17 protein-coding genes and 1 tRNA gene are annotated in these 18,569 nt (G+C 67.6%); 9 read left to right on the plus strand and 9 right to left on the minus strand.

Annotated features, from left to right (window positions below; all coding sequences use genetic code 11):
• Nucleotides 1-53: 53 nt before the first annotated feature.
• Nucleotides 54-893, minus strand: a complete 840-nt coding sequence (locus QZ670_RS04790; protein WP_294252642.1) for an ABC transporter permease — start codon at nucleotides 891-893, stop codon at nucleotides 54-56.
• Between the two features lie 52 nt (nucleotides 894-945).
• On the opposite strand from QZ670_RS04790, the gene QZ670_RS04795 reads away from it, so the two are divergent.
• Nucleotides 946-1,680: a GcrA family cell cycle regulator gene (locus QZ670_RS04795; protein WP_294252643.1), complete on the plus strand. Its 735-nt coding sequence runs from the start codon at nucleotides 946-948 to the stop codon at nucleotides 1,678-1,680.
• Nucleotides 1,681-2,010: 330 nt separating this feature from the next.
• Here QZ670_RS04795 and QZ670_RS04800 read toward each other — a convergent pair whose 3' ends face one another.
• Entirely contained in the window at nucleotides 2,011-2,427 is a 417-nt protein-coding gene (locus QZ670_RS04800) for a hypothetical protein (RefSeq protein WP_294252644.1), read from the minus strand.
• A gap of 89 nt (nucleotides 2,428-2,516) precedes the next feature.
• On the opposite strand from QZ670_RS04800, the gene QZ670_RS04805 reads away from it, so the two are divergent.
• Complete coding sequence (locus QZ670_RS04805; protein WP_294252645.1) at nucleotides 2,517-2,732, plus strand: hypothetical protein; 216 nt, start codon at nucleotides 2,517-2,519, stop codon at nucleotides 2,730-2,732.
• The gene (locus tag QZ670_RS04810) at nucleotides 2,732-4,555 is read left to right on the plus strand and encodes a hypothetical protein (RefSeq protein WP_294252646.1); all 1,824 of its coding nucleotides are present in this window, start codon (nucleotides 2,732-2,734) and stop codon (nucleotides 4,553-4,555) included. Before QZ670_RS04805 ends, QZ670_RS04810 begins: the two co-directional genes overlap by 1 nt.
• Here the strand turns inward: QZ670_RS04810 and QZ670_RS04815 are convergent.
• The 4 genes from QZ670_RS04815 to folK form a co-directional block, all read right to left on the minus strand.
• Nucleotides 4,545-6,710 carry a TonB-dependent receptor gene (locus tag QZ670_RS04815; RefSeq protein WP_294252647.1) on the minus strand — a complete coding sequence of 722 codons (2,166 nt, stop codon included), beginning with the start codon at nucleotides 6,708-6,710 and terminating at the stop codon, nucleotides 4,545-4,547. The genes QZ670_RS04810 and QZ670_RS04815 overlap by 11 nt on opposite strands.
• Nucleotides 6,711-6,940: 230 nt before the next feature.
• Nucleotides 6,941-7,909, minus strand: coding sequence for a right-handed parallel beta-helix repeat-containing protein (locus QZ670_RS04820; RefSeq protein WP_294252648.1), 969 nt, complete (start codon nucleotides 7,907-7,909; stop codon nucleotides 6,941-6,943).
• 262 nt (nucleotides 7,910-8,171) lie between these two features.
• Nucleotides 8,172-8,247: transfer RNA gene (locus QZ670_RS04825), tRNA-Lys, on the minus strand.
• 12 nt (nucleotides 8,248-8,259) lie between these two features.
• Nucleotides 8,260-8,736 (minus strand): 2-amino-4-hydroxy-6-hydroxymethyldihydropteridine diphosphokinase, encoded by a 477-nt coding sequence (gene folK, locus QZ670_RS04830; protein ID WP_294252649.1) that lies wholly within the window; start codon nucleotides 8,734-8,736, stop codon nucleotides 8,260-8,262.
• A gap of 23 nt (nucleotides 8,737-8,759) precedes the next feature.
• On the opposite strand from folK, the gene QZ670_RS04835 reads away from it, so the two are divergent.
• A complete protein-coding gene (locus QZ670_RS04835) occupies nucleotides 8,760-9,365 on the plus strand; it encodes a uracil-DNA glycosylase (RefSeq protein WP_294252650.1) in 606 nt (201 codons plus the stop codon).
• On the opposite strand, the gene QZ670_RS04840 is transcribed toward QZ670_RS04835, so the two are convergent.
• From QZ670_RS04840 to QZ670_RS04850, 3 genes are read right to left on the minus strand one after another with little or no spacing between them, the layout of a single operon-like run.
• Nucleotides 9,352-10,257 carry a flagellin gene (locus QZ670_RS04840; protein WP_294252651.1) on the minus strand — a complete coding sequence of 302 codons (906 nt, stop codon included), beginning with the start codon at nucleotides 10,255-10,257 and terminating at the stop codon, nucleotides 9,352-9,354. The genes QZ670_RS04835 and QZ670_RS04840 overlap by 14 nt on opposite strands.
• A 13-nt stretch (nucleotides 10,258-10,270) precedes the next feature.
• Entirely contained in the window at nucleotides 10,271-12,376 is a 2,106-nt protein-coding gene (locus tag QZ670_RS04845) for a flagellar basal body rod C-terminal domain-containing protein (RefSeq protein WP_294252652.1), read from the minus strand.
• A 28-nt stretch (nucleotides 12,377-12,404) separates the two neighbouring features.
• Entirely contained in the window at nucleotides 12,405-13,718 is a 1,314-nt protein-coding gene (locus QZ670_RS04850) for a flagellar hook protein FlgE (protein WP_294252653.1), read from the minus strand.
• Nucleotides 13,719-13,916: 198 nt separating this feature from the next.
• On the opposite strand from QZ670_RS04850, the gene QZ670_RS04855 reads away from it, so the two are divergent.
• From QZ670_RS04855 to QZ670_RS04875, 5 genes are all read left to right on the plus strand, one after another.
• Nucleotides 13,917-14,321: a flagellar biosynthesis repressor FlbT gene (locus tag QZ670_RS04855; protein WP_294252654.1), complete on the plus strand. Its 405-nt coding sequence runs from the start codon at nucleotides 13,917-13,919 to the stop codon at nucleotides 14,319-14,321.
• A 13-nt stretch (nucleotides 14,322-14,334) separates the two neighbouring features.
• Entirely contained in the window at nucleotides 14,335-15,708 is a 1,374-nt protein-coding gene (gene fliI / locus QZ670_RS04860) for a flagellar protein export ATPase FliI (RefSeq protein WP_125971819.1), read from the plus strand.
• Nucleotides 15,705-16,136 (plus strand): hypothetical protein, encoded by a 432-nt coding sequence (locus QZ670_RS04865; RefSeq protein WP_294252655.1) that lies wholly within the window; start codon nucleotides 15,705-15,707, stop codon nucleotides 16,134-16,136. The genes fliI and QZ670_RS04865 overlap by 4 nt, the downstream gene beginning before the upstream one ends.
• A complete protein-coding gene (locus tag QZ670_RS04870; RefSeq protein ID WP_294252656.1) occupies nucleotides 16,133-17,197 on the plus strand; it encodes a peptidoglycan-binding protein in 1,065 nt (354 codons plus the stop codon). The genes QZ670_RS04865 and QZ670_RS04870 overlap by 4 nt, the downstream gene beginning before the upstream one ends.
• Nucleotides 17,198-17,434: 237 nt before the next feature.
• Nucleotides 17,435-18,490, plus strand: coding sequence for a sigma factor-like helix-turn-helix DNA-binding protein (locus tag QZ670_RS04875; protein ID WP_294252657.1), 1,056 nt, complete (start codon nucleotides 17,435-17,437; stop codon nucleotides 18,488-18,490).
• Nucleotides 18,491-18,569 lie beyond the last annotated feature (79 nt).

The raw sequence follows: 18,569 nt of genomic DNA on the forward strand, positions 1-18,569 counted from the left end.
CGTCCATCGGGGGACGCAGCCATAGCGGGAGTCGGCTTAAGACCGGGTTTCGCTCAGCTCTTGATCTTCCACCCGCGGCGCAGCAGCCCGTAGCAGAACAGCCCCAGCACCACGTCGAGCCCCAGGATCACCGCCGTGCCGAGCAGCACCGGCGAATCGGCGACACCGAGGAAGCCATAGCGGAAGCCCGAGATGATGTAGAAGAACGGGTTGGCATGGCTGATCGCGCGGAACACCGGCGACAGGTTCTCGACCGAGTAGAAGGTGCCCGAGAGCAGCGACAGCGGCGCGACGACGAAGTTGGTGATCGCGGCGGCGTGATCGAACTTCTCCGCCCAGATCGAGGTCAGCACGCCCATCAGCGCGAGGAACAGCGAGCCGAGGAAACCGAACCAGAGAACGGCCCAAAGATGCGCCGGAAAGACGTGGACGCCCCACAAGGCCATCGCCAGCCATACCGTGCCGCCGACGCAGAAGGCCCGCGTCACCGATCCGCCGGCCAGCGCCGCCAGCATCTCGCCGGTGGACAGCGGCGGCATCAGATAGTCGACGATCGTCCCTTGGATCTTGCCGACCAGCAGCGAGAAGCTGGCATTGGCGAAGGCGTTCTGCAGCATGCCCATCACGATCAGGCCGGGGGCGATGAAATCGGCGTAATGAATCGAGACACCGTCCAGCGTGACGGTCCGCCCGCCGCCCCCCAGTGCGACCGTGAAGATCACCAGATAAAGGAGCGTGGTGACGGCCGGCGCCCACACCGTCTGGAGCTGCACCTTGAAGAAACGGCGCACCTCCTTGATATAGAGGGTGCGCAAGCCTCCCCAGTTGACGTTGCGAATCACCGGAACGCCCGGCTCGGGAAGCTGTGAACCGATTTCGGGGTGGCTGCTCATGACGCGATCGCGTACCCGCTGACGCCGCCGCCCGCAAGACGAAGGAACCGAAGTGAGCTGGACCGACGAGCGTATCGAGACGCTGAAGAAGATGTGGGACAGCGGCCTGACCGCGACGCAGATCGCCGAGGAACTGGGCGGCGTGTCGCGCAACGCGGTGATCGGCAAGGCCCACCGCCTCGGCCTGCCCTCGCGCCCGTCGCCGGTGAAGTCCAACGAAGCCAAGGCTGCCGCGGCGGCACCTGCTGCTGCTGCTGCACCGGCCGAGCCCAAGCCGGCGCCCGCGCCCAAGCCCGCGCCGGCCCCCGCCGCGCCGCGCCCGCAGGCGGCCGCGCCGGCCCCTGCCCCGCGCGCGGCGCCGCCCGCGCCCGCCGCACCCGCGCCCTTCGATGCTGCCGACGACGGCGACTCCGACGCTGCCGAGCCCGCCGCACCGCGCGCGCCGCAGCCGGTGCTCCGCTCGGTCGGCCCGGGCGGCTTCATCCGCCAGAACCCGGGCGAGCAGGCCCCGCCGAGCACCCCCGCCCCGCCGCGCCGCCTCGTCCCCGCCAAGCCGAGCGAGGCGATCGCCGGCAAGACGACGCTGCTCGATCTGAACGACAAGATCTGCAAATGGCCGCTCGGCCATCCGGGCGAGCCGGACTTCCACTTCTGCGGCGAGAAGGTGAACCCGGGTTTCCCCTATTGCGTCGACCATTGCGGCCACGCCTATCAGGCGCAGCTTCCCCGCCGCGACCGTCGCCCGGCCACGCCGATGCCCTTCGGCGGCACGCCGCGCCCGCGCTGAGGCTCGGCACGCCGATGCATATCGCGGGTCCCGGCCAAGGCCGGGGCCCGCCTATCTACGGATAGCCGCTCGTCCGTTCGTTGGGGCGAACGGACAGGCCGCATTCGCAGCCGAAGCGATCCTGCTCGCGTGGCCGGGCCACCATATCGCCAATTGGCTAGGGCGCCGGACCACCGGCCATGGCCGACGCGCGACGGCGGCGGCGCCGGGCATGCTCGCACCCGCCGTTCCACGCGCAGGTTAATCGACATCCACCCATTGACGCCGGCGCTACGAGTCTAGGCGGGTGGAATTGAAGGCCGACGCACCGCGTGGCGCCCCCCGAAGTGCTCAGTTCTGCGAGGCGCCTACTTCGACGATCAGCACGCGGCCAAGGTCCGGCGCCACGGTCTTGAGGGCGCCGGTGAGCGTCTTGTCGAGATCCGCGACGTTCACCGCGCGGAGTGCCGAGGCGTCGAGTCGCGCGAATTCCACGCCGCCGGCGATCGCCGCCATGCGCAGGTTCGGCATCGCCGCAGCAAGCTTTTCAGCGCTGGCGGCGTCGTGCACCTCGAGTACCAGCTGGAAATTGAGCGTGCCCGCGACGCGGTCCGAATCGACGATCGGCACCGCGATCGGCTCCATCTTCACCAGATGCAGACCCTCGCCCTCGCCACCGCCGCCGGAGGCCAGCGCACGCCCCGCCGGCAGCGGCGAAACCGCAATTGCCACCAGTCCGAGCATCGCCAGCGTCTGCTTGCCGCGCACCAAATTTCTCCTGCTAATCGTATGGGTGCGGCCGCCGCTGCGGCCACGCACGTCCTATAAATAAGGGACAAGCACTTAACGGATTACAAATGAGCCACGATCAACGCCCCGCCCGGATGCGCGTCGTCGCCGATGCGGGCGCCCGCGGCAATGCCGTCGACACCAGCGAGACGCAAAACGGCCAGGCCGGGCCGGCAGAAGCCGCCGGCGCGGATGGACTGCCGATCGTGCCTGCCATGATCTTCATCATCGCCTGCATCCTCGGCGGCGCGGTCGTCACCTACCTCATGGCCGGAGCCCATTGATGCGCCGTTTGCTGATCGTCGCGCTGCTCGCCAGCACCGCCGCCGCCCCGCCCAGCGATCCGGCACATGCGCCGGCCGATCATGGTGCTGCCCCAGCCGCGCCGACCGCTGAGGCTAGCGCACCCGCAGCGCCGGCTGCCGGCCGCCCGGTGCTGCCGCCCTTCGCCGCCACGCTCGCGCAGATGCCGATCGTCACCGACAGCCGCGACTGGCCCGAACTGAGCGAGGAAGCGGCATGGGACGAGATCATCCACGCCAAGCCCGAAACCCGCCAGCTCGCCCGCTGGCATTATGTCGGCTCGCTGATCCGCCGCGGCATGGGCGCCGAGGCGCTGGGCGTGCTGGAGACGATGGAGGCCGACGACGAGGATCTCGCGCTCGTCGCGCCGTTCCAGCTCGCCACCGGCGCCGCGCTGGTGATGATCGGCCATAACCGCGACGCGGTAGAGGCGCTGTCGCTGCCAGAACTGGAAGGCAATGCCGAGGCCTGTGCCTGGCGTGTCCGCGCGCTGGCCGGCACCGGCGACGCCAAGGCCGCCGCCCGCCAGATCAACTGCGCGGTGCCCGCGATCAACGGGCGCGCGCCACAGGAGCGCAAGCCCTTCACCCTCGCCGCCGCGCGTGGTGCGATCGCGATCGGCCAGGGCCAGCCGGCGATTGCCTGGCTCAAGCTGTTCGGCGAACAGGACCCGCAGGCCAATCTGCTGCGCGGCAAGGCGCTGCTCGCCTCGGGAGATCCCGCCGAGGGGCTGTTCCGCCTGTCGCGCGCCGAACTGAGCGGTTCGCCCGAGATCCAGGCCGAGGCCAAGCTTGCGCATATCGAAGGCGATCTGAAGCTTCACCGCATCGATCCGGCCGAAGGTGTCAAGCAGCTCGAGGCGCTGCGCTATGGCTGGCGCGGAGACGAGATCGAGGCGGGCGCGCTCCGGCTTGAATATCAGCTCGCGCTGGAGACGAACAATCGCCGCGCCGCGCTGCGCAGCGCCGCCACGCTGTTCCGCTTCTATCGCCCGGACGGCGATTCCGGCCCGATGCTCAAGCAGATCCAGACCTGGCTTGCCGAGATGCTCGCCCCCGACAGCGGCACCCCGCTGCCCGAGGCGGCCGGCCTCTACTGGGACTATAAGGAACTAGGGCCCGCCGGTGCCGAAGGCGACGCGCTCGCGCTGCGCCTCGCCCAGCGGCTGCAGGATGCCGGGCTCTATCCGCGCGCGGCCGAGCTGCTCCAGTACCAGCTGATGCAGCGTCGCCAGGACGTGGCGCAGGGCCCGCTTTCCGTGAAGGTGGCGTCGCTGTTCATCCTTTCCGGCGATCCGGTGAAGGCGCTCGACACGCTCCACGCCACCGAGCAGGCCAGCTATTCGGACGCGATGCGCTTCGATCGCAAGCGGATCGAGGCGGTGGCGCTCTACAAGCTGGGCCGCGAGGATGCGGCGATGGCCGCGCTCGACGGCGTACCCGGCGGCAGCGGCGTGCGCAGCGAGATCCACTGGCGCACGCGCAACTGGGGCTCGTTCATCACCGAGAACGAGGCCACGCTGCCCGCGCCCGGCGCGATGACCCCGCCCGCCCAGGCGATCGTGCTCCGCCAAGCGGTGGCGCTGGCGATGCTCAACCAGGAAGCCAAGCTGCAGGCGCTGCGCGCGCGTTACGGCGCCGCGTTCAAGGCACTCCCCAGTGCCCAGGCTTTCGACCTGCTGACCCAGCCGACCCCGAACGTGGACCCGGCCCGGATCAGCGCGGCGATGGCGGCAATCCCCGAAGCGAGCCCGACGGGCGCGATCGGGGACCTGCTCGACGCGACGAGCTCGACTACAGGCTGAAGCGCAGCGTCGCGCGCAGGTCGCGGCCTGCGAGCGGCGCATAGTCCTTCAGATAGCTGCTCGCGCGCCGCGCCTCGACATCGAACAGATTGTTGGCGGACAGCGTCAGCGTGGTTCCCGGCATGGTCGGGAACGGCTTCAGGCTGAGCGTCGCGTTGACCATCGTATAGGGCGCGGTGCGCGTCTCGAACGCGGCGATGCGGTTCTGCACGAAGACATGCTCGGCCTCCAGCCGGCCGGTAATCCGCTCCGACTGCGCCTCGATGCCGCCCAGCACGCGCGGCGCCGGAATGCGCGGCGCAGGCCCCTCGTCGACGATGTTGGCATGGACATAGTCGCCCAGCGCGTCGAGGTTGACCGTATAGTCGCCGAGCTGCGCCAGCCGCACCGAGCCTTCGGCCTCGAAGCCATAATAGCGCGCGTCGCGCTGGGTGAACTGGAAGCAGGGCAGGTCGACCGTGCGCCCACTGGGTGCCGCCGCCGCCTGGCAGACTGCCTGCGGCGCCTGGTTGTCGCTGATATAGTTGGAGAACCAGTTGTAATAGGCCGAGGCGTCGAAGCTGTAGCCGTCGCCATGCGCGTGCACGGTGGCTTCCAGCCCCCAGCTCTTCTCGAGCCGGAAATCGGGGTTCCCTAGCTCATAGGCCTCGGTGCCGGCATGCGCGCCATTGGCGAACAGTTCCTCAGCCGACGGCGCACGCTCGGTGTGCGACAGGTTCAAGCCGATCCGCACGTCGCGGCTGACGCCGTAGGATGCACCGACCGAGCCCGACAGCGCCTGGAAGCTGCGCTTGCCGTTGAAGAAGCGGGTATCGTCCAGCACCGGATTGGCCGAGAGATCAGTGAACTCGTAGCGCAGCCCCGCCTCGGCCTTGAGTGCGCCCAGGTCGAGCTGCTGGAGGGTGAACAGCCCGACCTGCTGGGTCTTGTTCTTCGGCAGGAAGGCTTCGTCGCCCTGCACGTCGAAGTCGCGCGCGAAATATTGCATGCCGCTCGCGCCCTTCCAGGCGCCGTGATCGGCCTGGACCAGTTCCAGCCGGCCCTCCAGCCCCTTGTTGTAGAAGGCGGTGCCGACACCGCCATCGGGCTCCAGCTCGAAATGGCGATAGGCGGCATAGCCCGCGCGCAGCCGCACCTTCTGGAGGAAGCCGCCGCCGGTCTCCGCCTCGGCGCGCAGGTCGAGCCGGTTCTGGACGACGCTCAGCCGCGGCGCTTCCTGCCCTTCCCCGGGCTGGGTCGCGAAGCGGATCGGCACGCCGTAGAGGCTGTCATAATGGCTGTAGGCAATGCCGAGCGTGCCGGTATCGGTGATGATCGCCGCCCCCGCACCCGCCGTCCAGGTCTTGGCAGCGCTGTTGGGCAGGCGGTTCTTCACCGCGGCGTTGGCCGCGAAGTCGATCGGCTCTTCCGCGTCCGGATCGGCGGGCAGCGCCGCGCTCGCCAGCGCCTGGCGCCGCTTGTCGGCGGCGAGTGCATAGCCGCCGATCTTGAGGTCGCTGGTCTTGGCATAGGAGCCGTCGGCGTGCAGCACGAGGTGGCTGCCCACCGCGACATCCCCCGCCCCGCCGACCGAACGCTCCTCCGCGGCCGAGCCATAGGTGCCGATGCCGCTCAGCCGATAGCCCTTCTCGGGCACGCTGCGCGGGATGCGGCTGTCAATCACATTGACCACGCCGCCCATTGCCGACGAGCCGAACAGCAGCGCCGAGGGACCGCGCAGCACCTCGACGCGCTCGGCGAGCAGCGGATCGATGATCACCGCGTGATCGGCCGAGGTGTTCGACACGTCGATCGAGCCGATCCCGTCAGTCAGCACGCGCACCCGTTCGCCCTGGAAGCCGCGCAGGATCGGCCGCGAGGCGTTCGGGCCGAACGAGCTGGCCGACACGCCCGGCTGGCGCGCCAGCGTCTCGCCGATCGTCGGCCGCAGGTTACGGGTCAGCTCCTCGCCGGTCACCACCGAGGTACCGGACAGCACGTCGGTCTCGCTCAGCCGATAGGGCGCGGTGACGATGATCGCCGGCGGCTGCTGGGCCACCGCATCCTTCGCCTGTTCGGTCTCGGCGGGCGCAGGCGCTGCGCGATCGGGATCCGCGAACGCCGAGACCGGCAACAGCACGAGCGAAGAGGACAGGAGAAGGGCGCGACGCGACATCAAATTCTGCTTTCTGAAGGGAGCGTGACGCGGGGATGTATCGGGGATGATATATGGTATCAAGACGAAATTGCCGAGCTTCGTTTTATTTCTCAGCGATGGCCGCACGGGGGCACGATCAAAACGTGCAAAGGCCGACGCGAGCAGCAGCGCCGGCAATCCCTGTGTGCCAGACTCGACGTTGCGCATCACGCCGGCGGCATGGGATTTTCGCCTTGGAACGTGGCCGGCTATTGACCGAGTCGGCCGCCGATGGCGTTTCCGGGAGGAAGGATGGGCATCTTCATATTGACGATGAAATAGGCGGGCGCGGAGTTGCCCTCCAGCTTCGCCGGGGCATCGACACGAATCCAGGGGATGAAGTTGGGCCCGGCGATCACCCTGTTGAAGCGGATCACGACATTCCTGGGGCCGCCGTACAGATTGATCGCATGCCACATGGTGCAGACGAAGCGGTTCCCGGTGATTTCTATGTTCTCGTAGCCGCCCACCCTGTCCTCGTCGCCGAAAAAGATCCCCTGGGGTTCGTGCCCCGGGCTGCCGGTGATCTCGTTACGGAAGATGCGGACGTTCTTGCAGCCCGACGGCTGGCGCGTTGTCCAGCACTGGATCCCGTCGGGATGGATCCCGGGGTTGGTACGAAAATCGTGGATCTTGTTCCAGGAAATCGTGACGGTGTTGGCGCCGGGGATCTCGATTGCGTCCGAACCGATGAAGCCGATGTCGTTGTGGTCGATCGAGACGCGACGGCTGCCGACTACTGAAATGCCGGCATTGACCTCGAGGAACCGCGAGTTCGTGACGGTAAGCCCGTCGACATTGATCGCGGAAATGCCATTAGCATCGCCCGCGACCTGCCCGTCGATCACGCCGTGCACATAGAGATTGTCGAGCTTGATGTTCGATCCGTTGTTGATCCGGATCGCCGCCTGGCCGTTGCCCTCTCCCGGCGCGGGCACATGGGAGAATTCCAGCTCCGAAAGGGTGGTGTTGCGCACGTTGTTCAAGGTGATGCGCGAGATCAGCGCGCGTCGGTTCGGGTCGGCGCTGGTGATCGTTACCTGCGCGTCATCCAGAACAACCGCACCGTAGTTCCCGCTTGCCAGCTGGATCACGTCGCCGGGCTTGGCGCGCTTTATCGCGGCAGGGAGAGCGGATGGCGTGGCAACAGCGATGGTCGCGGCGACGGGCAGGAACATGACACACTCCCTCAGGTTATGAATCGGTTATTACTGCATCGTACCTGAACAAGCCCAATACCGACGCAGCGCGCCGGCTACGATCTCGACGGCACGCGTCGCGACCGGGGCAGAATCATCGATATTCGGGCGAGGGATGCGGCATCTGGACAAGCAAGTCGCGCGCAACTCCCGCCGCGGCCGATCCTGTCGCTGCCGGCGGACCATCGCGCGGCGCCCCAATGCGCCGTTCTGCGGCATTGATAGGCTTCCCGAGAGGCGGTGGTGGGTCCGCCGGGATTCGAACCCGGGACCTCTCGATTAAAAGTCGCTTGCTCTACCGACTGAGCTACGGACCCACATCCCGCCACCTAGGCGCAGGGGCGCCGCCGGTCAACCGCGTGGAGCAACGGAAGCGTCGTGCGCCCCGTCACCGGATCGCGCCAATGCGGGGCCACCTCCGCCAGCGGGGCCAGGACGAAGCGACGCGCACGATACTGGGGGTGCGGCACGGTAAGGGTGGGGCTCGCCCAGCAGCCGCCAGACCAGAGCACGATGTCCAGATCGATTACCCGCGCACCCCAGCGCTGCCCCCGCCGCCGGCCGAAGGCGCGCTCGACCGCCTTCAGCCGGCGCAGCAGCGCCTCGGGCGTTTCCTCGGTCTCGATCCACGCAACGGCGTTGGCGAAGCGCCGGATCGAAGGCCCCAGCGGGGCCGTTTCGTGGATGCGCGAGACCGCGCATACCCCGCCGATCGCCGCCAGCGCCGACCGCACCTCCGCGCGCGGGCTGCCGTGGCGGCCGCGACGGTTAGAGCCAAGGGCGATGATGTAGCTTGTGACGGACACGTCCCCGCGCCTATCGCCCCCTGATGTCCACGCCAAGCCCCGAACCCGATCGCGACTGCCCGCTCTGCCCCCGTCTCGTCGCGCTGCGCACGCAGCTGCGCGCCGAACAGCCCGATTGGTGGAACGCACCTGTTCCGATGCTCGGCGACCAGCACGCGCCGATCGCGATCGTCGGCCTCGCGCCCGGACGGCTGGGGTCAAACCGCACCGGCCGCGCCTTCACCGGCGACGATTCGGGAACGATGCTCTTCGCGGTGCTGGAGAAGCTGGGGCTGGCACAAGCGGGCGAGCCGACGGGCGTGCAGATCCTCAACGCCGTGCGCTGCCTGCCGCCGGAGAACCGCCCCACCCCGGCCGAGATCCATGCCTGCCGCCCGTTCCTCGCCGGTCAGCTGCACGCGCCGATCGTCGTGGCGCTGGGGGAGATCGCGCACCAGTCGGCGGTGAAGGCGCTGGGCGGCAAGCTGCCCAAGGCGCGCTTCGCACATGGCGCCGAGCACCGCCTGCCCAAGGGGCAGACGGTGCTCGATAGCTATCACGTGTCGCGGTACAATCAGAGCATCGGCCGGCTGACCGAGCCGATGCTGAGCGCAGTGTTCGAGCGCGCGATCGCGCTCAGAGATACTTGACGAGGCTCAGGCTGGAGAGCTGCGAGAATACCGAATAGCTCGCCTCGAGCACGGTCTTTTGCTGCGACAGGTCGATCGCGACCTGGCCGAGATCGGCGTCCTCATTGTCTTGGATCACCTGCTGCAGCAGCAGCGAGCGCTCTTCGCCGCGCTTGGTCAGATCGTCGATCTGACTCTGCTTGCGGCCGTTGTCGGCATTGACGGCGTTGAGCTGCTTCAGGCCGGCATCCATCTTGGTGACGACGCCCTGCAGCGCGGTCACCTGCGCGTCGGTAAGCTTGTCGCCGATCGGGCCGATCTGCGCCATCGCCCGATAGGCCTCGTACAGGCCGGAGCCGAACGAGCTCGCATTGACGCCGTACTGGACGTCGAGGCCGTCGGCGACGCGGGCGCTGGCGAGCACATTGTCGTCATGAAAGGCCTGATCTGCCGGTACCGTCGCAGCATCGGCGAGCGTCGAGACCGAGAAGGGCGCGCTGTCGGTCTGCGAACCGCCGAACAGCGGCACGCCGCCTTCGTTCGCGTTCAGCGAGGAGCGCATCTGCGAGAAGGCACTTTCCATCGCTTGCTGCAGGCCGGAAGACTGGCCGGTGCCGATGGCGCTCAGGATCTGCTGGCGCAGCGCCGTGTTGGCGGTCTGCACGCCTTCGATATGCCCCTGGTACAGCGACATGGTGGTGCCGACGCGCTTGGAGACGTTCGACTGCGCCTTCTGCTGCTCGAGCAGCGTGTGCGCCGAAAGGTTGCGCACCGCTTCGGTGCCGAGCGACGCAAAGTCGGTCGCCTTCTTGCCGGTGGACAGCTGCTTCTGCGTGATCGCGAGCTTTTCCTGCGCGCCGGAGATGGCGCTGGCCATGGTGCGCTGGAGCGGAATGGTGGCAACACGGGTCATGGGTCGGCTCCCCTTAACGGACCATCTGGAGAAGGGTGTCGTACATCTGCGTGGCGGTGCTCATCACCCGCGCCGACGCCGAGTAGCTGTTCTGCAGGACGACCATCTGCGAAAGCTCCTCGTCGATGTTGACACCCGAATAGCTGTCGCGGCGGTTGACCGCGTCAGACTTGCGCGCGTTGGCATCGTCGAAGCGGTTCTGCGCCTGGCTGGCCTCCAAGCCCGCGCGGCCGAGCAGCTGGGTCGAGAAGCGGCCGACGGTGACGACGCCGTCCTTGCCGAGGTCGAGCGTGCTCGCCAGCTTATCGGCAAAGGCGGTGGCGCCACGGGTATCGCCGGCGCCCATCGCCTTGGCGCCTACCGCGACGCTGGTGTCGATCCGCACCAGCGGCAGCTTCGTTGGATTGTTGGCGATGTCGTTGCGGACCTTGGCGACGTCCAGCCCGCTGTTGATGCCGCTCAGGCCCGACAGCGACGAGAAGCTCCGGCCGCTGCCGAAGCGGTCGGTGGAATCCGATGCCATCGTCAGCGTAGCGCCGGACAGGCCGCTTGCCGGATCGAAGCGGACGCGACCGCGGCTGTCGAGCGAGAAGGAACCGAACTTGCCAAGATCGCTGCCGTTGAGTTCGGTGACGATATCGCCCATCGTGCCGCCGGTGGTCGGCTGCAGCGTATAGCTGGTCAGCGCCAGGCCGGAGGAGTCGCGCAGGATCACCTGCGCGGTCTGGCCGGTCGTGAAGCCGTGCGGATCCGACGCATTGAAGCCGGTCGGCACCAGCGTGCTGCTGCCGCTCTGGATGAGGTCGTTCATGCCGAAATATTGCGACACGCCGACTCCTGCGCGGCTGCTCGGCGCGGTCGAGGACTGCGAGATAGCCACGCCATTGCCGGCGCCCGCGGCGTTCAGGCTCAGCACGCCGTTGGTAAAGCTGGCGGTCGCCGCGCCGCCCAAGCCGGCGTTGATCGCGTTGACCATGTCGTTCACGGTGGCGCCGGGCCCGAGCGCGTCGAAATCGATTTCGGTCTTGGCGACGAGCGTGCCGGAGGCGCTGGCCACCGCGAAGGTCGCCTTGCCGGTGAAGCCCAGCCGATCGGTGCCGACCAGACCGCTCTGCCGCCCGGTGAGGCTGGCCGGCGGCGGCACCGTGGTGCCTTCGTTGGAAACCGCATTGAGCGCTTCGGACAGGCCGCTGAACGTGACGCCGAGCTGCTCCGAGAAGGAGGGCAGCGCGCGATCGCGCAGGTCGAGCAGGCCGCCGAGCTTGCCGCCCACCGCCGCCGAATCCAGCTTCTCGCCGGTCAGCGCGCCCATGTTCCCGTTCTTGTCGGAGAAGCGGATCGAGATGTCCGGATAGGTCGCCTGGGCGCTGCCGGTGCCGCTGTTCTTGTTCGGATAGTCGAGCTGGCGGAGCCGCGAGTCGAGCAGCATCTGGCCGGAGGTCGTCTCGATGATCACCCGGCCGTCCGGCTGGTCGCGGACGTTGACCGAGAGCATGCCGCTCAGTTCTTCGATCGCGCTCATTCGCTGATCGGCGGCGCCGCTGGCGTTGCGGCCTAGGCCCGTCGCTTGGGAGACGGTGCCGTTCAGGTCGTAGATGCGCTGGAGCAGCGTGTTGATCTTGTCGACCGAATAGCCGACCTCGGACTCCACGTCGCCGCGCAGCCCTTCGACGTCCTTGGTGATCTGCTGCATCGACGACAGCGTGTCGGAGACGTTGCCGATGAACACGGCACTGGTCTGTGCCGAGGACTGCGAGCCTGTCATGGAGATCGCCGAGGCGTTGATCGCATCGAGGCGCGCCGGCAGGCCCGACTTGGCGCCGGGCTCGCCGAGCAGCGACTGAAGCCGATCGAGGTAACTCGACGTCACCTCGGCCTTCCCATAATCGCCCGCCCGGCGGTAGACGGTCGCTTCCAGGAAGCGATCCGCCACGCGCTCGAATTCGCCGACGGTGACGCCGGTGACGGTGCCGCCCAGCACCGAGGTCGACAGATTGACCTTCTCGCGGGCATATCCGGTGACGCCGACATTGGCGATGTTGTTCGATACCGCCTTCAACCCGGCCTGGGCAGCTGCCAGGCCGGAAGCGGCGGTTCCTAGGATATCGTTCAGCGCCATGTCGTGCGTCCCCCGGCCTCAGTCGTCGTCAGCGCTTCAGGTCGCTGACTTCGCGCAGCATGTCGTCGACGGTCGTGATGATCTTCGACGATGCGCTGTAGGCGCGCTGGAAGCGGATCATGTTGGTGAACTCGCCCGCCAGATCGACCGTGGAGGCCTCCAGCGTGTTCGACGAAATCTTGCCCGCGCCGAGCTGGCCCGGCGGGTTCATCGTCATCGAGCCCGAGGCGCGCGTCGACGAATAGGCATTGCCGGACAGGCGGGTGAGGCCGTTCGGGTTCGGGAAGGTGGCGATCGGCAGCTGGAACACCTGACGGCTCGAGCCGTCGTCGAAGATCGCGCTGACGATGCCTTCCTTCGAGACTTCGGTCGCCGCGATATTGCCGAGCACGCCGCCATTGGTGCCGCCCGAGACCAGCGACGAAGGCTGGCCGAACTGGGTAAGGCCGTTGGTCGCGCCGTTCTTGCCGAGGTCCAGGTTAATCGGAACCGAGCTGGCGCCGTTGGTGTAGTTGACGGTCAGCGGGTCGAACAGGCCGGCGGTCGACGCCGTCGTGTTCAGGCTGCCGTCGCCATTGAACGCCACGGTGCCGCTGCGCACCAGGCCGCCGACGGCCGGAGCACCGACGGCGCTCGCCGGGTTCATGTACGTTTCCATCGCCCACTGGTTGGAACCAGTCTTGAGGAACGACATCTTCAGCTCGTGGCTGCCGCCCTGCGAGTCATAGACCGTGAAGGAGCGGGTGAAGTTCGGCGTGACCGCACCGCTCGCGAGCGATCCGGTGGTGTAGGCGGGCGTTCCGGAATAGACGGCTGCGTCCGACTGCAGGTTGATGTGCGCCTGCAGCTTGTTGGTCGGCGCCGCGGTGCCGACCAGATCGGTCAGACGCACCGGCGTCAGCGTGTCGAGATTGCCGGTGTTGGTGTAGCCGCCGCTGGCGTCCAGGCGCCAGCCATAGAGATACAGACCGGAAGAATTGCGCAGATAGCCTTCTTCGTCCGGCTTGAACGAACCCGCGCGGGTATAGGCGACCGGGTCGCTTTCGTTCAGGCCGTTGCGGGTGATGAAGAACCCGCCGCCGTCGATTGCGAGATCGGTGCTGCTGCCCGAAGCCTGGAGCAGGCCCTGCTTGGAAACCTGTGCGAGCGGCGCGGCCGCGACACCACCTGCCGAGTAGCTCGCCGAAGTGCGACCATCGGTCACCAACGTGCGGAACTGGGCTTCGACGCCCTTATAGGCGACGGTGTTGATGTTGGTGATGTTGTCGGCGACGGTGGCCATGGCACTCGACTGCGCGCTCAGCCCGGAAACGCCAGCGTAAAGAGCGGAATAGAGGCTCAAGTTCAAAACTCCTCGAGATGCCCGCGCGATCCCCACGCCGGCGACATCCTCATTGTAGAGGGGTAAGCACTTGGCCCAAATCGGAGGGGCGATTTTTGCCGCATTCGTGAACGGGGCGGCAAAATTTGCCGGGTGTTTGCCCCTGCGCAAGCAAAACCTCGCTATAAGTTTAGGAACGCTTATTGAAAGGCCAGTTCCATGCTTCGCATTACGCTCCGGGACGGTGAAAAGGCGATCGTCAACGGTGCGGTGCTGCGCGCTGTCGGCCGGACCCAGATCGCCGTCGAGAATATGGTATCGATCCTGCGCGGCCGCGAAGTGATGCGGCCCGAAGAGGCGACCACGCCTGCCCGCCAGCTCTATTTCGCAACGATGCTGGCCTATATCGATCCCGCAGGCCGCGACGCGCACCATGATGCCGTGGTCCAGCTGCTCAGCCTGCTGATCGCCAGCCTCGGCACCGCCGAGGCGCGCGAGCGCTGCATCCTTTTCGCCAACGATCTCGCCCAGGCGGAATATTACAAGGCACTCTCGGTCGCCCGCGAGCTGATCGCCATGGAAGACGCCGCCGCGGCCGAAACCGCCACGACGCAGGCCGCCTGAGGGAGTCCGCGCGATGCAGACGCTCGCCAGTGCCGCCCGCGCCATCAAGGAGATGGTCCCCGACCGTCGCTTCGGGCGCGTGGTGGCGGTGCGCGGCGCGCTCATCGAAGTGGAAGGCCTGACCGGCGTCGCCCAGATCGGCAGCCGCGTCGAGATCCAGTCCCCCACCGGCAAGGTGGAAGCCGAAGTCACCGCACTCGATCGCGGCGTGGCGCTGTGCCTGCCCTTCGTCGACCCGCAGGGCGTCGGCCTGGGCGCGATCGCCGAGCTCGGCGCCGGCCAGTTCACCGTCCGCCCCTCCAAGGCCTGGCTCGGCCGCATGATCAACGGCCTGGGACGCCCGGTCGACGGGCTCGGCCCGCTGGTCAACGGCGCCGATCCGCAGCCGATCAAGGCCTCCCCGCCCGCCGCCGCCGGCCGCTCGCGCGTTGCCGAGCGGATCGAGACCGGGGTGCGCTGCCTCGATACCTTCGTGCCGCTCTGCCGCGGCCAGCGTCTCGGCCTGTTCGCCGGCTCGGGCGTCGGCAAGTCGGTCCTTCTCTCGATGCTCGCGCGCTGGACGCAGTGCGACGTCGCGGTGATCGGGCTGATCGGCGAACGCGGCCGCGAAGTGCAGGAATTCATCGAGGACGATCTGGGACCCGAGGGCATGGCCCGCTCGGTCGTCGTCGTCGCCACCTCGGATGAGCCGGCGCTGATGCGCCGTCAGGCCGCGTGGACCACCCTCGCCGTCGCGGAGCATTTCCGCGACCAGGGCCTCAACGTGCTGTGCCTGATGGACTCGGTCACCCGCTTCGCGATGGCGCAGCGCGAGATCGGCCTCGCCTCGGGCGAGCCGCCGGCGACCAAGGGCTATACCCCCACCGTCTTCGCCGAGCTGCCGCGGCTGCTCGAGCGCGCCGGCCCGGGCGCGCCTGGCCAGGGCATGATCACCGGCCTGTTCACCGTCCTCGTCGATGGCGACGACCATAACGAGCCGGTCGCCGATGCGGTGCGCGGCATCCTCGACGGCCACGTCGTGATGCGCCGCGCGATCGCCGAGCGCGGCCGCTATCCGGCGATCGACATCCTCAAGTCGGTATCGCGTACCCTGCCCCATTGCCTCGAGCACGAGCAGAACGAGGTCCGCCTCGCCGCGCGCAAGCTGCTGTCGACCTATGCCGATATGGAAGAGATGGTGCGGCTAGGCGCGTACAAGGCGGGGTCCTCCCCCGATGTCGACCGCGCCGTGGCGCTGGCGCCCCGTATCGAGGCGCTGCTCAACCAGGGCAAGAACGACCAGGGCCATGCCGAAGCGGCGTTCGCCGAGCTGGCCGCGATCCTTTCCGGCGAGGCCGCGGGCGATCCCGACCATGGCCACGGCCATGACGTGGGTCTCGCCGCATGAAGACGCCGTTGGATACCGCGCTGCGCATGCAGCAGCGCACCGTCGATGACCTCAAGGTCAAGATCGGCGCCGCGATCGAACGCATCACCGAGCTGGAACAGCAGGGCCGCGACCTCGTGGTACGCATCCGCGAGGAGCGTGTGCTGGCGCACGCCCTGCCCTTCGCATCGGACGCGTGGCTCGCCACCGCCAAGCACGCCCAGGCGCGCATCGCCGAGGAAGTCGCGGCCGAACAGGCACGCCTGCTCAACCTGCGCGAACTGGCACGCGAAGCCTATGGCACCTTCCGCGCGATCGAAAGCGCCGCCGAGCGTTTCCGCGCCGATGCCGAACGCGAAGCCGAAGCCGCCGAACAGGCGGCGATCGATGACATTGCAGCGGCGCGCTTCCTGCGCGAGCGCAAGCGGATGCTGGTGAAGGCCGCATGATCCACCGTACCGACCTTGCCGCGCTCACGCCCGCGCAGCGCGCCAATGTGATCTACGCGCAGGCCCAGTCCGAACTCTCGACCCGCCTGTGGCGCGCCGCGATCGGCGATGGCGACCGCGACAACGACAAGACCCGTTCGCCGCTGGGCGGCGGATCGGACATGGCGATGGATTCGCTGCTCGAACTGCTCGGCACCCAGGCGCCGAAATCGGCCAAGGGGAAGTGCAAATGCCAGTGTTCCTGCTCGTGCCATGACGACGAGGATTCGCCCGACGACATCGCCGCACTCGCCAAGCGTGCCCTGACGGGCGCACATGCCGCGGCAGCAGTGGACCGGGGCAGCCTGCCGGGCGCGGGTTCGATCGTCAGTGCGCTTTCCGGCGGCACGTCTGCCAAGCCGGGCGAGGCCTCGGGCCCGCTCGCGCTCGGCAACAACGCCCGCTACGCCGATACGCTTGCCGCCGCCGAAGCGCGCAGCGGTATCCCGCGTTCCGCCATCGCCGCGATCGTCGATGCCGAAGCCGGCAAGGGGCAGGACGGCAGCTGGAACCCGCTGTCGCGCAACCCACGCTCCAGCGCGGCGGGGCTCGGCCAGTTCCTCAGCGGCACCTGGCAGACGCTCGCCGAACAGGGCGGGACGTGGCTGAACGACGTCGCCAAGGCGCGCGGCTGGCTGAATGAAAAGGGCAAGGTGGATCCTTCCCGTCGCAGCGAACTGCTCGCGCTCCGCTACGATCCGCATGCGTCGATTCTCAGCATCGCCGACATGGCGAAGAACAATCTGCAACAATTCGAATCGGCTGGCCTCAATGTCCGCGCCGATTCGGAAACCCTCGCCAAGGCGGCTTATCTCGGCCACCATTTAGGCCTCGGCGATGCAAAGAAGTTTCTTGCCGGCAACATTGATGCAGAGCGTGCGCGCACGTTGCTGGCCGCCCAGGTCGGCGGATCGGCGGCCGACCAGCGCATCGCCCATGCCGGCGACGCCACCCGCGCGCATCGGCAATGGTTGCTCGATTTCATCGATCGCCACGTCCAGCCGGACAAATTCTCCTCGTAAAACAGCGACTTAGGTCGTTTTTTCGCCTGTTCACACTCCTGTTGAACAGTGATTAACCATCATTTTTTCAGGCACTTGGCTCGCCAAGCGAATCGGCGTTGCTATAAAGCTTGGGAGTGCGTTTGCGGAAAACTACCTAAGCCCGCGATTAGCACTCCTTTAAAGGTTTCAGACGAAATGTGTCTCCTGTCGACGGCGCCGAAACGATCGGACCGGCGCTGAACCAGGGGAATACGTATGTCGAAGATCACGATCGCTCTCGAGGCCGCAGTCCAAACCGTCATCGAGAACGCGCCGAAGGACGGCAAGCAGACCAACCGTCAGCGCGCAGAAATCGATCGCGCCTTTGCCCGCATCCTGAAGCTGATCGCTCCCCGCATCCGTCACTTCATCCGCCAGTACGGCCTGACCGCGCACTGGGACGACGCCGAGCAGTGCTGCGCCATTGCCGTGCACCGCGCCATCCAGGCCTATGAGCCGGAAAAGGCCCAGTTCACCACCTTCGTCAACTGGCAGATCCGCGGCGAGCTGCAGAGCCTGCGCTTCCGCCTGATGACCGACCAGCGCCCCTCGGCGAAGAAGGTCGAAGCCACCACCGTTTCGCTGAGCGCGATGGTCAGCTCCGCCGATGGCGACGAAATGTCGCCCGAAGCGATGATCGAGGACGAGGACGCGCTGGAGCGCACCGAGAGCGCCGCGTCGGACTATCTCGCCGATGGCGCGATCTCCTCGCTGATCGAGGCCTATGTCGATCACCTCCGCAAGGTGGGCATCGAGCAGCTCCGCCGCCGTCCCCGCCCGAAGCGGGAAGAGGCAGCGCTGCGCCGCGAAGGTCCGCGTCTCCGCACCGCCACCCATGGCATCGATCCGGCCGAGCTGGAAAAGCTGGAAGCCAAGCTGGAGCGCGACCGCGAGATCGTCGCCCGCCGCGTGTTCCAGACCGCCACGCTCGACGACCTGTCGCTCGAAACGGGCGTGACCAAGGAACGCGTCCGCCAGATCACCAAGCGCGCCGCCAAGGTGATCGCGGAGATCGCCGCCGCCGATCCGCGCTTCTCGGTGATGGCCGAATATGGCGAGCCCGCCACCGCCAAGCGTCGCCAGCCGGCCGCTGCCCGCAACGCCACGCCGATCCTGCCGGACGCCAGCCAGCCGCACAACCTGCTCTCCAGCGTCGTCGCGATCGACGCCGCGAGCATCGACACGGTGGTCGCCGCCGAGGCGAACCGCGAGACCGTCGAAGCGATTGCGATCGCCGCCGCCCCGCTTGCGAACCGCGCTGCGCTGCATTGATACCCGATCGGGGCAAAAGCGTTCTATAAGGGAAGGGTAACCTTTCCTTCGGAACAACCCGATGCCCCGAAACTCCCAG

Origin of the sequence: uncultured Sphingomonas sp. (assembly GCF_913774285.1) — a bacterium.
Taxonomy (GTDB): domain Bacteria; phylum Pseudomonadota; class Alphaproteobacteria; order Sphingomonadales; family Sphingomonadaceae; genus Sphingomonas.

Coding starts and splice junctions, on each gene's coding strand:
- QZ670_RS04810 (WP_294252646.1), top strand. CDS start 2,732: ATGCGCCGTTTGCTGATCGTCGCGCTGCTCGCCAGCACCGCCGCCGCC.
- QZ670_RS04805 (WP_294252645.1), top strand. CDS start 2,517: ATGAGCCACGATCAACGCCCCGCCCGGATGCGCGTCGTCGCCGATGCG.
- fliI (WP_125971819.1), top strand. CDS start 14,335: ATGCAGACGCTCGCCAGTGCCGCCCGCGCCATCAAGGAGATGGTCCCC.
- QZ670_RS04815 (WP_294252647.1), bottom strand. CDS start 6,710: ATGTCGCGTCGCGCCCTTCTCCTGTCCTCTTCGCTCGTGCTGTTGCCG.
- QZ670_RS04865 (WP_294252655.1), top strand. CDS start 15,705: ATGAAGACGCCGTTGGATACCGCGCTGCGCATGCAGCAGCGCACCGTC.
- QZ670_RS04820 (WP_294252648.1), bottom strand. CDS start 7,909: ATGTTCCTGCCCGTCGCCGCGACCATCGCTGTTGCCACGCCATCCGCT.
- QZ670_RS04875 (WP_294252657.1), top strand. CDS start 17,435: ATGTCGAAGATCACGATCGCTCTCGAGGCCGCAGTCCAAACCGTCATC.
- QZ670_RS04835 (WP_294252650.1), top strand. CDS start 8,760: ATGTCCACGCCAAGCCCCGAACCCGATCGCGACTGCCCGCTCTGCCCC.
- QZ670_RS04845 (WP_294252652.1), bottom strand. CDS start 12,376: ATGGCGCTGAACGATATCCTAGGAACCGCCGCTTCCGGCCTGGCAGCT.
- QZ670_RS04840 (WP_294252651.1), bottom strand. CDS start 10,257: ATGACCCGTGTTGCCACCATTCCGCTCCAGCGCACCATGGCCAGCGCC.
- QZ670_RS04855 (WP_294252654.1), top strand. CDS start 13,917: ATGCTTCGCATTACGCTCCGGGACGGTGAAAAGGCGATCGTCAACGGT.
- QZ670_RS04870 (WP_294252656.1), top strand. CDS start 16,133: ATGATCCACCGTACCGACCTTGCCGCGCTCACGCCCGCGCAGCGCGCC.
- QZ670_RS04790 (WP_294252642.1), bottom strand. CDS start 893: ATGAGCAGCCACCCCGAAATCGGTTCACAGCTTCCCGAGCCGGGCGTT.